The sequence below is a fragment of the Ruegeria sp. CDSA246 genome (assembly GCF_059611225.1).
Genome location: NZ_JBXWPD010000015.1, coordinates 102,715 through 115,799, shown reverse-complemented (window position 1 = coordinate 115,799; position 13,085 = coordinate 102,715). Strand labels below are relative to the sequence as shown.

12 protein-coding genes are annotated in these 13,085 nt (G+C 57.7%); 4 read left to right on the top strand and 8 right to left on the bottom strand.

The window, feature by feature from the left end; all coding sequences use genetic code 11:
• The 4 genes from tdh (at position 1) to AC2FI9_RS18430 (ending at position 4,343) form a co-directional block, all read left to right on the top strand.
• Positions 1-1,029: an L-threonine 3-dehydrogenase gene (gene tdh / locus AC2FI9_RS18445; protein WP_496769693.1), complete on the top strand. Its 1,029-nt coding sequence runs from the start codon at positions 1-3 to the stop codon at positions 1,027-1,029.
• 45 nt (positions 1,030-1,074) lie between these two features.
• Positions 1,075-1,971: a tryptophan 2,3-dioxygenase gene (locus tag AC2FI9_RS18440; RefSeq protein WP_496769672.1), complete on the top strand. Its 897-nt coding sequence runs from the start codon at positions 1,075-1,077 to the stop codon at positions 1,969-1,971.
• A 3-nt stretch (positions 1,972-1,974) separates the two neighbouring features.
• Positions 1,975-2,802, top strand: a complete 828-nt coding sequence (locus AC2FI9_RS18435; RefSeq protein WP_496769669.1) for an alpha/beta hydrolase — start codon at positions 1,975-1,977, stop codon at positions 2,800-2,802.
• Positions 2,803-2,984: 182 nt separating this feature from the next.
• Positions 2,985-4,343, top strand: a complete 1,359-nt coding sequence (locus AC2FI9_RS18430; protein ID WP_496769667.1) for a tetratricopeptide repeat protein — start codon at positions 2,985-2,987, stop codon at positions 4,341-4,343.
• Positions 4,344-4,564: 221 nt separating this feature from the next.
• Here AC2FI9_RS18430 and infB read toward each other — a convergent pair whose 3' ends face one another.
• The 8 genes from infB to pip all read right to left on the bottom strand — a co-directional run bounded on the left by infB (position 4,565) and on the right by pip (position 13,051).
• Positions 4,565-7,048, bottom strand: coding sequence for a translation initiation factor IF-2 (infB, locus tag AC2FI9_RS18425; protein WP_058272980.1), 2,484 nt, complete (start codon positions 7,046-7,048; stop codon positions 4,565-4,567).
• An 8-nt stretch (positions 7,049-7,056) separates the two neighbouring features.
• A complete protein-coding gene (locus tag AC2FI9_RS18420) occupies positions 7,057-7,680 on the bottom strand; it encodes an RNA-binding protein (RefSeq protein ID WP_496769665.1) in 624 nt (207 codons plus the stop codon).
• A 22-nt stretch (positions 7,681-7,702) separates the two neighbouring features.
• On the bottom strand, positions 7,703-9,310 hold the full coding sequence (gene nusA / locus AC2FI9_RS18415) for a transcription termination factor NusA (protein ID WP_496769663.1): 1,608 nt from the start codon (positions 9,308-9,310) through the stop codon (positions 7,703-7,705).
• On the bottom strand, positions 9,310-9,900 hold the full coding sequence (gene rimP, locus AC2FI9_RS18410; RefSeq protein ID WP_058276577.1) for a ribosome maturation factor RimP: 591 nt from the start codon (positions 9,898-9,900) through the stop codon (positions 9,310-9,312). Before rimP ends, nusA begins: the two co-directional genes overlap by 1 nt.
• A gap of 164 nt (positions 9,901-10,064) precedes the next feature.
• On the bottom strand, positions 10,065-10,235 hold the full coding sequence (locus AC2FI9_RS18405; RefSeq protein ID WP_496726673.1) for a hypothetical protein: 171 nt from the start codon (positions 10,233-10,235) through the stop codon (positions 10,065-10,067).
• A 9-nt stretch (positions 10,236-10,244) separates the two neighbouring features.
• On the bottom strand, positions 10,245-11,162 hold the full coding sequence (locus AC2FI9_RS18400) for a hypothetical protein (protein ID WP_109311266.1): 918 nt from the start codon (positions 11,160-11,162) through the stop codon (positions 10,245-10,247).
• 93 nt (positions 11,163-11,255) lie between these two features.
• Positions 11,256-12,077, bottom strand: coding sequence for an ABC transporter substrate-binding protein (locus tag AC2FI9_RS18395; RefSeq protein ID WP_472722370.1), 822 nt, complete (start codon positions 12,075-12,077; stop codon positions 11,256-11,258).
• Entirely contained in the window at positions 12,074-13,051 is a 978-nt protein-coding gene (pip, locus tag AC2FI9_RS18390) for a prolyl aminopeptidase (RefSeq protein ID WP_496769661.1), read from the bottom strand. The genes AC2FI9_RS18395 and pip overlap by 4 nt, the downstream gene beginning before the upstream one ends.
• Between the last annotated feature and the right edge of the window lie 34 nt (positions 13,052-13,085).

Genomic DNA, 13,085 nt, shown 5'->3' with positions numbered 1-13,085 from the left:
ATGAAAGCTTTGGAGAAATCCAAACCTGAGGAAGGTCTGTGGATAGTGCAGGCCCCGGTGCCCGAAATCGACGCGGATGAGGTTCTGATCCGCATCAACAAGACCGGCATTTGCGGGACAGATATCCATATCTGGAACTGGGATGACTGGGCTGCGGCCACGGTGCCGATCCCGATGATCACCGGCCACGAATTCGCGGGTGAGATCGTCGAAATCGGGCGTAATGTCACCGGTCTGGAGATCGGCCAGCGCTGTTCTGGCGAAGGACATCTGATCACCACCGACAGCCGACAGAGCCGCGCGGGAAAGTTCCATCTGGACCCCGGCACGCGGGGCATTGGTGTGAATGAACAGGGGGCCTTTGCCCAATATCTGAAACTTCCTGCCTTCAACGTGGTGCCCTTGCCCGAGGATGTTCCGGATGAGATCGGAGCCATCCTCGACCCGCTGGGCAACGCGGTTCACACTGCGCTCAGCTTCGACCTGCTGGGCGAAGATGTTCTGATCACAGGCGCAGGCCCTATCGGCATCATGGCTGCGGCCGTTGCGCGGCATGCAGGCGCGCGGCATGTGGTGATCACCGATATCAACCCGGATCGTCTAAAGCTGGCCGAACACGTCGTGCCCACCGTGCGGTCCGTGGATGTCAGCAAGGAAGACCTGCAAGACGTCATAACCGAGCTTGGTATGCAGCAGGGGTTTGACGTTGGCTTGGAGATGTCCGGTTCGCAAGCCGCACTGGACCAGATGGTCGAGGCACTGGTGATGGGCGGCAAAATCGCCTTGCTGGGCATTCCCCCCGGAAAATCCCCAGTTGATTGGAGCCGTATCGTCTTCAAGGCCATCACCATCAAAGGTGTTTATGGGCGTGAAATGTTCGAAACATGGTACAAGATGATCGCCATGTTGCAGAACGGTCTGGACGTCAGCCGGGTCATTACGCACCAGATGAAGGTCGACGATTTCGCCGCAGGTTTTGACGCGATGAAATCCGGCCAATCCGGCAAAGTGGTTCTGGACTGGACTTAACGCTCTGGAATTGCGCGAGATCAGTCCCTAAACAGGGGTGAAATCATGCGTTTGGAGGAGCAAATGGGCGACAAGGACCGGTATCTGGAACGCGGGATCGAGGACACTCTGGTCACCGATTTCGCGGAAACCCATCGCAAGAGCTATGGCGACTTCCTGCAGCTCAAGACCTTGTTGAATCTGCAAAAAACGTTTCAGGACCCTGCGCAGCCAGATGAAATGCTGTTCATCATCATCCATCAGGTCAGCGAGTTGTGGTTGAAACTGATGCACCACCAACTGGTCGAGGTACGCCGGTTCCTGCAACAGGACGAATTCGGCCCCGCGATGAAGAATCTCGACCGGGTCAAGGCGATTCAGCGCCAACTGATCTCGGCTTGGGAGACGTTGCTGACCATGACGCCGGCCGACTATATGACCTTCCGCGAGGCGTTGGGCAGTTCTTCGGGTTTCCAAAGCTACGGCTATCGTCAGATCGAATTCATTCTGGGCAACAAGGATGCCTCGACGCTGAAGGTTCACGCACATGATCCCGAAGTGATGGCGATGCTAGACGCCGCACTGACGAAGCCGTCCTTGTATGACGAGGTGCTGCATATGTTGTCCCGTCAGGGTTTCGATGTGCCCGATGATTTACTGAATCGGGACTATGCGCAGCCATATTCCGGCGACAACCGCGTGGTTAAGATTTGGGGGCAGGTGTTCCGCGATACGGACAAGTATTGGGACCTTTACGCGCTAGCCGAAAAGCTGATGGACGTCGAATCCCTGTTCCAACGCTGGCGTTTTGACCACGTCACAGCTGTGGAACGTGTCATCGGCAACCAACCCGGCACGGGTGGATCCAGCGGCGTGTCCTTTCTGCGCAAAGCCCTGGATTTACGCTTCTTCCACGATCTCTACGATGTGCGCACCGAATTGATGTATGCGGGGCAGGAGTAGGCGATGCTGTATCGAGGGTTCCCTAAGGACGAGTTGGAGCGTGAGTACTCCCCCAGTTCGATGATCGGTGGCGATCTGACACCCTATCTAGACAGCTATACCGCACTCAGCGCGCAGCACCGGGCGAGGATGGACGTGAAGGAAAACGTCGCCTATGGCGAATCGCCGGCGCAAGTGCTGGATTTCTTTCCCGCGAAAGGAGCAGGTGCGCCGTTGCACGTCTTTGTTCACGGCGGATATTGGCAAGCGCTCAGCCAGCGCGAATCAGCGATGATGGCCCCCGCACTGATTGAGGCCGAGCAATCCTTTGCCACGTTGAATTACACGTTGGCCCCGGATGCGCGGCTGGATCAGATGGTCAACGAATGCCGCGATGCCCTGCTTTGGCTGGCAGAGAACGCGTTCAATTTGGGCTTTGATCCGTCGCGGATCACCCTATCGGGACACAGTGCAGGCGCGCATCTGGTGGCCATGGTCATGGCGACCTCGGCGGATGCGTTGGCCCGCGCGGGATTGCGCGTGCGCGATGTTATTCTGATCAGCGGCGTCTATGATCTGGAACCGATCAGCCTGACGTCCGTAAACGATCCGCTGCAACTGACTCCGGTCGAGATACATGATCTGTCCCCCATCCTGCACCTGCCCGCCCCCGGCCCGCGCTACCACGTGGCCGTGGCCGAACGAGACACGCCCGAATTTGTCCGCCAGAGCCGAGATTATGCTGAATTGCTGCGCAAAGCCGGACATTCGGTCAGTTTCGACCTGAAAAAGGGGATGCAGCATTTCGATATTATCATGCATCCGGGGACGTTTTTAGCGGGGTCGAAATAGGCAAGGGCCATTTGCTGCGACGCCATGAACGTCTTGTTCGAGCGCATTTTAACCGATGCTGCACTTTGGACAAACGTCCGATGGCGAGACGCTTCAAACAAATTGCCTTAATTCAGCCATGCATTCCGCGCATCAGTACACAAAAGGCTGCATTTCTAATAAAAAACTGATGCCCATACAAAATGATTTTGCGTAATAGAATTCGGTTGCTCGCCATTATTGTGGCTGCGTCTGGAGTTGGGTTGATCGTCTACAAACCATTCAAAACTATGGTGTTTGAGCGCGTCGATTCCACGCTGGCTGCTTGCAAGAGCGCCCGCCATACGGACAAGCAGGTCGAAATCTGCGCCGAGGCGCTGGCTGCGCACGACAAGGCGATTTCGAAATACCCAACTGACGATCACATTGATCATACTTGGCGGGACCAAGCGTGGCTCAAAGGGATTATGGGTGATTACGCGGGTTCCATGTCGGATATCAACAAAGCTCTAGAGCTCAATCCGAACTCGGCTTGGGCTTGGTATTGGCGAGGACGACTGAGCATGCCGGCTGGGAATTTGGAATCCGCGATTTCTGACTACCGGCAGGCTCTGGTATTAGACCCTCTTTATTGCGCACCAAGCCGGAGACTTGGGTATATGACGTGGGTGATCTGGAAGGTTGGGGGGCGTGACCCTTCGGCACTGGACAAGATCCTAAAAAGAGAACAAGGCAAGAGTCCCAACAACCCGGATATGGCTTTCGTAAACCATTTGGCCAACTATGCGGATGGACCGCAAGCGGGGGCGCTGAATGCGCTGGACTTGTTGATACAATCAACTGATCGTCCCGAGTACCTGATGCTGTTGCGCGCAAGACAGAACATGCAGATTGAGCAATACGAGGCAGCGTTAGAGGAGCTGTCGTATGTGACACAAGGCCCGGAACTCTACGAGCAATTAGGTGAGGGATTCAGAGCGCAAATATCTGAATTAAGGGCCGCCGGAAACGAATGTGCGGCTGACGTGTTGATTGGGAACAATTCAAACTTCTCTTCTGTTTACAGCGATGGGTTGCGACTAAAAGTGGACGCTCAAATGGAAGTGGAGGATTGGATGGGCGCCTTAACTTCAGTGGACCGGCTGATCGCCTATAGGCCGCAAAGGCATATGCCTTGGACTACGAAAGGCGAGATTCTCGAACAGTTAGATCGTTTGGAGGAAGCAGAGGCGAGCTACAAGGAAGCTATCCGTTTGGCGCGGCCAGAAAACTACGATGCAGGCCATGCAACTTCCCCACCGTTCATTGAAGCGCTGTTTCGCCTTGCCGCCATCTATGAGGAAAAAGGCAGGTTGGTTGAAGCGCAGGTTATATGGGATGAAGCCTTGGCGGTAGCCGACAACAGTGTGATCTGGGATATTCAAGAATTAATGAAGAATGCAGGTCACTTTGCGGGTGACAGGACCGATGTTTACGATCCGCAAACCAAAGCTGCGGTACACGCCTGCTTGAAGGATGCCGCCTGCAAATGGGAGAGTATCGGGGGGCTACAGTTACGTTAGCGCACGCTATCGCGCTTCGCCGAAAAGTGACAAAGCGTCATTCGCAGACTTGTGATAAAGGGCCGCTTTGCCCGCAAAGCGGACGTGCAGTTATTGTACTCTTGAGGATAGAGCAGGATTAAATGATGCGTGTTTCTGACTGGATTCGGAAAGCCTTAGGCAAAACATAGAAAAACGGCGACCCTTTGGGTCGCCGCTAACTGTTTCAGCGCATAGCAAAATCAATCCAGCGTACGCGTAACCTCTTCGCGTTCGAAGATTTCAATCACGTCGCCTGCACGGATATCGTCGTAGTTCTCGAACGCCATACCGCATTCCTGACCCGACTGGACCTCGGCCACTTCGTCCTTGAAGCGTTTCAGCGTCTTCAGCGTGCCTTCGTGGATCACCACGTTGTCGCGCAGCAGGCGGACACCTGCGGAACGACGCGCCACGCCTTCGGTGACCAGACAGCCAGCAACTTTGCCGACGCCTGTAACCTTGAAGACTTCGCGGATCTCGGCGTAACCGATGAACTTTTCGCGAATCTCGGCGCTCAGCAGGCCGGATGCGGCGGCTTTCACGTCGTCCACAAGGTCATAGATTACCGAGTAGTAGCGGATTTCCACGCCCTTCTGGTTCGCGGTGTTCCGCGCCGACGCATTGGCACGCACGTTGAAGCCCAGGATCGGCGCACCGGATGCTTCGGCCAGGCCGACATCGGTTTCGGTAATCGCACCTACGCCCGAGTGCAGCACGCGCACGCGCACCTCGTCGTTGCCGATTTTTTCCATCGCCTGAACGATGGCCTCAGCCGAGCCCTGAACGTCTGCTTTCATCAGAATTGGCAGTTCGTTGACGTTCTCGTCTTCCTTGGCTTTCTGCATCAGCTGCTCAAGGGTCGTTGCGGCGCCAGCGGCCGCACGTTTGTCCTTGGCGGCCTGTTCGCGGTATTCCGCGATCTCGCGAGCCTGTGCTTCGGTCTCGGTCACGTTCAGAACGTCGCCCGCTTCAGGCGTGCCGTTCAGACCCAGTACCTCGACAGGAACCGAGGGGCCAGCTTCCTTGACGCGTTCACCCTTGTCATTAATCAGCGCACGGACTTTACCGTATTGCTCACCCACGACGAAGATATCGCCCTGACGCAGCGTGCCGTTCTGAACCAGAACAGTGGCGACCGGGCCGCGACCCACGTCCAGCTGCGCCTCGATCACGGCACCTTGGGCGGCGCGATTCGGGTTGGCTTTCAGCTCCAGAATCTCGGATTGCAGCGCGATGGCTTCTAGCAGTTCATCCAGACCCTGACCGGTGATGGCAGAGACTTCAACGTCCTGAACTTCACCCGACATTTTCTCGACGATGACTTCGTGCTGCAGCAGATCGGTGCGCACCTTGTCCGGGTTCGCGCCTGGCTTGTCGACCTTGTTGATCGCCACGATCATCGGCACTCCGGCCGCTTTCGCGTGGTTGATCGCTTCGACCGTCTGCGGCATCACCGCGTCATCGGCGGCAACAACCAGAACCACGATATCCGTGACCTGAGCACCGCGCGAGCGCATCGAGGTAAAGGCCGCGTGGCCCGGCGTATCCAGGAAGGACAGCGTGGTGCCGCTATCGGTTGTCACCTGATAGGCACCGATGTGCTGGGTGATGCCACCCGCCTCGCCTGCCACAACCCGCGCATCGCGGATCGCATCCAGCAGCGAGGTTTTGCCGTGGTCAACGTGACCCATGATGGTGATGACCGGTGGGCGCGATTTCAGATCTTTGTCGTCGTCTTCGACCTCTTTGATGACGTCCTCGACATCCGAATCAGAGACACGGGTCACTTTGTGACCGAATTCTTCGATGATCAGCTCGGCTGTATCGGCGTCAATGGTCTGGTTCTGCGTGACCATCATGCCCATGTTCATCAGCGATTTGACAACGTCTGCCACACGCTCGGCCATACGGTTGGCCAGCTCGGACACCGTGATCGCCTCGGGCAGCTGTACGTCGCGGATTACCTTTTCGCGCTCGACCGTACCACCCATGGCTTTCTGGCGCGCCCGCTCCTGCTTGCGCTTCATCGCCGCCATAGAGCGGTGCCGATTACCTTCGCCGCCCGTTGCCTGACCCAGTGTCAGCTTGCCGGACCGGCGGTTGTCATCACGGCCTTTGCCACGATTGCCGCGCTGTTCACGCTCGCGATCGTTTTTCCGCGGCGTTGCAGCCGGTGCAGGCTTGTTGGCCGGGCTGCGCGGAGCAGCCGCCTTGGGCTCTGCCGGTGCAGCCGGAGCAGCTGCGCGTTGGGCCGCTATTTCAGCCTCTTTGCGCTTGCGATCTTCTTCTTCGGCCTTGGCACGTGCACGTTCTTCGGCCTCACGCTGTTCGCGTTCCTTAGCCTCTTGCTCCGCACGACGACGGGCGCGTTCTTCTTCACGCGCTTTTTCAGCTGCCTCGCGGGCGGCGGCTTCTTCGACCTCGCGGGCCTTCGCGGCCTGCAGCGCCTTCATCCGGCGGGCCATCTCCGCATCGGAAATCCCGGCAGGGCGGCGCGACGGATCACCCGAGGGCGTTGCTCCGCCACCTGGCTTGCCGGCACCCGGCTTGGGAACCACCACGCGCTTGCGTTTGGTCTCCACCACGACATTCTTGGTACGTCCGTGGCTGAAACTTTGTTTCACATTTCCGGGGCGTGCCCCGCCACGAAGACCCAATGTCTTTTTGCCGTCATTATCGCTCATAAAGCTTCTTACCCTTCCGCGCGGCCCCTGCCGCCGTCATCCGTTTCGCGCAAGCCACGCAGGCGCTGCGCTTCCTCTACAACACGTTTGGCGAGTCCGCCAGAGGCGAGCGCCGCATGAATCACGGTTTGGCGCCCAAATGCCTGTCCCAACTCGTCCGCCGTCAGCCAGCCGATGTATGTTCCGAAGTGCGGCGTGCTCAGTTTCGACTTGCCGCGCCCCGATCCATCAGAGGCTTGTATCAGTATCTGGGCCTCTTCCCGGTCCAGCCACGTCTTGACCTTTTCGTAACCGGCGATCGCATCACCGGATTTACGCGCAAGGCTCACCAACTCGATCACACGGCGCGCAATCTGACGTTCAACTTCATCCGCGAGATCGTTAGGCACGCTGACTTGTGCCTTGAAACCACGTGCAAACAACTTTTTGCCCACGGCCTTGTCCAACGCGCTTCGATCCGCCGCGACATAGACACCGCGCCCCGGTAGTTTCGCCGCGACATCCGGAAAGACCTGACCATCCGGCCCCGTCACAAAGCGGATCAACCCATATTTAGGTTGAACCTCGCCCGTGGCGATGCACTTGCGTTCAGGTCCTTCGGACCGATCCTTATGGACGCCACCGCGACCCATTTGCGCCACCCGAAGCCTGAGATCAGGCCTCGGCCCCCTCTTCGGTAACTTCTTCTTCGGCCTGCTCCAAGTCAGCAGGATCGACCCAGCCCAGCATGATCCGAGCTGTCATGACCAGATCCTGCGCCTCTTCCAGCGTTACTCCGAAAGGTTCCAGAACACCGTCATCTTTGATTCGCTGGCCGTCGACCGTGGTCCAACCACCGGCCAGTTCCCAGTCAGCGCAGGTGGCGAAGTCTTCCAGGTTCTTCACATCGTCCTTGGCCAGCGCCTCAACCATCTGGGGTGTCAGGCCTTCGAATTCAATGAGACTGTCTTCGGCACCCAACGCGCGGGCACTTTCCAACGCAGCCTTGGCCTGTGCTTCCAGATATTCGCGCGCCCGTGTTTGCAGCTCTTGCGCGGTGCCTTCGTCAACGCCGTCGATCACCAGCAGTTCTTCGATCTCCACATAGGCTACCTCTTCGAGGTTGGTGAAGCCTTCGGAGACCAGCAACTGGGCAAAGAACTCATCCAGATCCAGGCTGTCCATGAACAGCTGGGTGCGGGCTTCGAATTCTTTCTGACGACGCGCCGATTCTTCGGCCTCGGTCATGATGTCGATATCCAGATTGGTCAGCTGGCTGGCCAGACGCACGTTCTGACCGCGGCGACCGATGGCCAGCGAAAGCTGTTCCTCGGGAACCACAACCTCGATTTTGCCGGCTTCTTCATCCAGAACCACCTTGGAAACCTCAGCAGGCTGCAGCGCGTTCACCAGGAAGGTCGGTTGATCTTCGTTCCACGGGATGATGTCGATCTTTTCACCCTGCAGCTCGTTTACAACGGCCTGCACGCGGCTGCCGCGCATACCAACGCAAGCACCAACAGGATCGATCGAACCGTCATAGGAAATCACGGCGATCTTGGCGCGCGAACCGGGGTCACGGGCAACAGCTTTGACCTCGATGATGCCGTCATAGATTTCCGGCACTTCCATCTTGAACAGCTCGGCCATGAATTCCGGCGCGGTGCGCGACAGGAAGATCTGGTGGCCACGAACTTCGCGACGCACTTCCTTGATATAGGCACGCACACGGTCATTCGGACGATAGCTTTCGCGACCGATCTTGTCATTGCGGCGTAGAACGGCCTCAGCACCGCCCAGATCGACGATGACATTGCCAAACTCTTCGCGCTTGACCGCACCGTTGATGATAGTGCCTGCGCGATCCTTGAAATCTTCGTACTGACGGTCACGCTCGGCTTCGCGCACCTTCTGCAGGATCACCTGCTTTGCGGATTGTGCCGCGATACGGCCCATTTCAACCGGCGGCACTTCTTCAACGAAGACATCACCAACCGAAGGCGTTTCCATATACTGCTTGGCCTGCTCGACGGTCATCTCAGCCTGATAGTTTTCCAGCTCTTCATCCTCGACCACTGTGCGGACGCGGGTGAATGTTGCTTTACCGGTCTTGCGATCGATGCTGACGCGGATGTCCATCTCGGCGCCGTAACGGCTCTTGGCGGCGCGGGCGAGCGATTCTTCCATCGCTTCGACAACCAGACCGGGGTCGATCATCTTTTCGCGGGCCACGGCCTCGGCGGTCTGCAGCAGCTCCAGCTGGTTGGCTGAGGTGATTGCCATCAGTTCGTCTCCTCTTCGGACCCTTCGGTCTCAATCTCGTCGAAAGCGTTTTCGTTCAGGGCACCGGCGTCTTTGCGCTGGCGCAGCATTTCCTTGATCAGGTCATCGGTCAGGACCAGCTTGGCATCGCTTAGCCAGTCGAATTGCAGTCCGATGGTGATCGTCTCGTCCCCCTCGGCGAGATTGATCAAGACCTCATCTCCCTCGATCCCGGCCAGCTCACCCTTAAAACGGCGGCGCCCGTCGATCAGTTCGGCGGTTTCGATCTTGGCCTCATATCCTTCGAACGCCTCAAAATCCTTAAGACGGGTCAAGGGGCGGTCGATGCCGGGGCTGGACACTTCCAGCGCATAGGCGTCAAGGATCGGATCCTCGACATCCAACGTGGCGCTGACCGCGTTCGAAATCTCGGCGCAATCATCCACTTCGATACCGCCATCAGGCTTGTCAGCCATGATCTGCAGCGTGGTTTGTTTGCCGCTCATCAGGCGAATACGCACAAGTTCATACCCCAGATCCTCGATCACGGGGGTGATGATCTCGGCCAGTCGCCGGTCGATGGCTGCTTTGGCTATCAGGTCATTTGTCATCTGGTACTCTACCCTGTCAGTCGGGCACAAAAAAACGGGCGCGCGGCCCGTCGATCTTTTCCGGTGGAGCCCCGGACCGAAGCCCGACGCGCCGCTGTTAACGGCCATATAGCCAAGCGACTGCAAGATTGCAAGCCCAAGCGCCCGGATGGGCAATCACAATATCAGTCTGACAGAATCCACTCGCCATTTTCACACAGGTAAGGACCAACGCGGTCCCCGTCTTCGTAGACTTCGCCGTCAAACAGGCATTGACGTCCCTGGGCATGTGCCACGCCTGACAGAGCGACGGTCACAAGTGCAATAGTGGCAGCGAGAACAGCAAGTTTATTCATGGAAAGCTCCTATTCCGCCGAAGATGCAAAAAGCGCAGGCTGCGTGTTGCGTGGGTAGATAATCACCGAAAGAGTGCCCCTGCCCTGAAACTGCTCGGCATTCGCCGTCCGCGGTGGGAAGAGTTGATCAAAGGCCACCCGGTTCAGCCCCAGCTTCATTTCCGAACCCGACAAAAACTCGAACGGTGTCCGCGCGGCACAGGCATGAAAAACAGGATCTTGCCGCACCGTGAACTGACGCATGATATTGGATGACCCGCCGGTCGGTTTGATCAGGACGGTAATCCCCGGTTTCAAAAAACTGTCAGGGCAGGTGTACACCATCGGTTTTTCGTTTCCGTTTGCGTCATGCAATAACACACCCTCGGCCGTTACCTCGTGCTTGAAGGGGCTGAACACGGTCTCTTGCTGAATGAAGTTGGTGTAAAGCGTCGCAAATAGCTGGCTGTCACCACGCGGTTCCGACTTTATACCCTCGTACAGATCAGCGATGGCCTGCCACATCCTTGAGTCCGCCCCACGCAGTGTTCCGGGCAGCGAAAACGGACCTTCCAGATCATACAGCACGTCGCGCAGCCCGGCCGACAGGGGATCCTCCTTTTCCAGCCCTCTAATCTCGTGAACCAGATCCGAATCGTTCAACGCATAGTAACCATGCGACTTCAGCGTGCGGGTCAGAGCCCGCATATCGGACAGTTTCCGCGCTGTCGTCTCTGCACTATCTTCGGGGTTCGCCTCTACGGCCTCAAAACCCTTGTCCAGCAACTGAGTCAGCGACTGCCCTTCGCGGGCATCCAGCTCTATCGTCCCGTTTTTGCTGACTTTTACGGTAACGTCTTTACCTGATTTCAGGGCAAACACCGCAACAACCGCCAATGCTACGGACAAAATGGATATTGATATATTCTTTAAGCTTTCAACCCTCATGGGAATTCTCCCATTTTCGAAACAACTAAGCTAATACAGCGCGTACAATAGCAAAATTTTGCACAAAGTAGAAGTCAGGCGAATTTTCGGCGTTTAAATCAACCACCAACGCTCGGCAACGCGGCCATCATCCAGGGGGCGATCCGTTCCGATCTGACGGGGCATGCCGACATGCCCTGCTACAGCCAGCGCCATATCGGATTCGCTTGGAAAAAAGCGCAATCCGCGGTGCGGGCTGAACCCTTCGCCCTGCGGCAGTGCCGCGATATCCACAAAGCCGTCTCGCAACGCCTCGGTACGCACGCGAGCGTCGGGAATCACGATAACTTCCAGGGTTTCGGCCCAGCCAGCCAATCCATCCTTGTAGTGGCCCGCCACACGGCGCCCAAGGAAATGACGATCATCCTCCGCCCGTTCAACTCGGTAGCATCCGGTGCCGTTCGCCGCCTGCAAGGGCGTGACACCTTGCCCGTTGCGCGTAATAACGAACCTGCTGTCGGCCAAAAGGAAGGGTAGACCCGGGTTGGCCTGAGCCAACTCCAGACGCACGCGATTATCTGACAAGGCGTCGACCTGCCCGACATCGCCCAGAACCGCCATCACATCCCTTACATCAAGGACTGCACCATCGTGAAAACGAGCGTTCTCGCGCAGATCAAAGCTCCAGATGCGGGCTTGGGAATCAGTTTGCCAACCGGTCGCAAGCTCTCCGCGCAGGGTGCCGTCAGGTGCAATCTCGGTCAGGGTGTCGAACACGGCCCCACGGGCCACCTGCTCCAAACTGTCATCGCGGGGCACGGCAAGGCGCAGCGTACCACCCACTTTGGGCGTATCCGCCAGCGAAGCGCCCGTCGCCGCCAACAAGGCGGCAGCAGCACCAGACGCAAACAAAGCGCGACGGTCGATGCGTGTCATAATGCGCCCTCCGCCACGCGGTCCATGATGCGAACCAATTCCGCGCTAATTCCGGGTTCGGACAGCGCATGCCCGGCCTGACGCACCATCTTCAGCTCGCCATTGGGCCACTGCTGGGCAAGGTTCCACGCGGCCTGAGGCGGACAGATCATGTCATACCGACCCTGCACGATATGGCCGGGGATATGTGCGATTCTGTCCATCTGGTCCAGAATCTGCCCGTCCCGTTCAAGGAACGCGCGGTTGATGAAATAGTGATTCTCAAGCCGCGCAAAGGCGCGCGCGTATTCTCCGGGGCTTTCCCCGGTTGCGCCATGTGAATGGATTGAGGCCAGCGCATTTTCCCAACTGGACCAGGCCCGGGCATACAGGATCTCGGTCGCGCGATCCCCCGAGAACAGGCGCTTGTTAAATGCGCCTATGGTGTCACTCAGCTCATTGTCGGAAAGAAGAGCGGTGAACTTCGCCCATTGCTCGGGCCAAAACTTTCCCGCGCCGCCGCCGTAAAACCAATCCAACTCGGCCTGCGTCGCTAGGAACACACCGCGCAGCACCAGGCGATTGACCCGATCCGGGTGGGACTGCGCATAGACCAGCGCAAGCGTTGCCCCCCAGCTGCCGCCAAAGACAATCCAGTCGTCGATATCCAGCAGAGTTCGCAGACGTTCGATATCGTCCACCAGATGCCATGTGGTGTTATCCGTGACCGAGGCATGCGGGCGTGACCGTCCACATCCACGCTGATCAAACAGAATCACCCGATAGACGTCCGGATCAAAATAGCGCCGCATCGCGGGGCTGCAGCCACCGCCCGGGCCTCCGTGCAGAATCACCACCGGAATGCCGTTGGGATTGCCGCATTGTTCCATATAGATACGGTGTCCGTCGCCCACATCGACCATACGCTGATCGAAAGGATCGATCGGCGGGTACAGATATTGAACTGCGCGCTTTTGGTCCGGGTACTTGTCCATTATGGCCCTATATAGTCCTTAAGCGTAAAAGAGC

What these genes read in the sequence shown, in the direction of transcription:
- nusA (WP_496769663.1), bottom strand. Translation starts at nt 9,310, where the DNA reads ATGGCAATCACCTCAGCCAACCAGCTGGAGCTGCTGCAGACCGCCGAG.
- AC2FI9_RS18440 (WP_496769672.1), top strand. Translation starts at nt 1,075, where the DNA reads ATGCGTTTGGAGGAGCAAATGGGCGACAAGGACCGGTATCTGGAACGC.
- rimP (WP_058276577.1), bottom strand. Translation starts at nt 9,900, where the DNA reads ATGACAAATGACCTGATAGCCAAAGCAGCCATCGACCGGCGACTGGCC.
- tdh (WP_496769693.1), top strand. Translation starts at nt 1, where the DNA reads ATGAAAGCTTTGGAGAAATCCAAACCTGAGGAAGGTCTGTGGATAGTG.
- AC2FI9_RS18435 (WP_496769669.1), top strand. Translation starts at nt 1,975, where the DNA reads ATGCTGTATCGAGGGTTCCCTAAGGACGAGTTGGAGCGTGAGTACTCC.
- AC2FI9_RS18395 (WP_472722370.1), bottom strand. Translation starts at nt 12,077, where the DNA reads ATGACACGCATCGACCGTCGCGCTTTGTTTGCGTCTGGTGCTGCTGCC.
- pip (WP_496769661.1), bottom strand. Translation starts at nt 13,051, where the DNA reads ATGGACAAGTACCCGGACCAAAAGCGCGCAGTTCAATATCTGTACCCG.
- AC2FI9_RS18430 (WP_496769667.1), top strand. Translation starts at nt 2,985, where the DNA reads ATGATTTTGCGTAATAGAATTCGGTTGCTCGCCATTATTGTGGCTGCG.
- AC2FI9_RS18420 (WP_496769665.1), bottom strand. Translation starts at nt 7,680, where the DNA reads ATGGGTCGCGGTGGCGTCCATAAGGATCGGTCCGAAGGACCTGAACGC.
- AC2FI9_RS18400 (WP_109311266.1), bottom strand. Translation starts at nt 11,162, where the DNA reads ATGAGGGTTGAAAGCTTAAAGAATATATCAATATCCATTTTGTCCGTA.
- infB (WP_058272980.1), bottom strand. Translation starts at nt 7,048, where the DNA reads ATGAGCGATAATGACGGCAAAAAGACATTGGGTCTTCGTGGCGGGGCA.
- AC2FI9_RS18405 (WP_496726673.1), bottom strand. Translation starts at nt 10,235, where the DNA reads ATGAATAAACTTGCTGTTCTCGCTGCCACTATTGCACTTGTGACCGTC.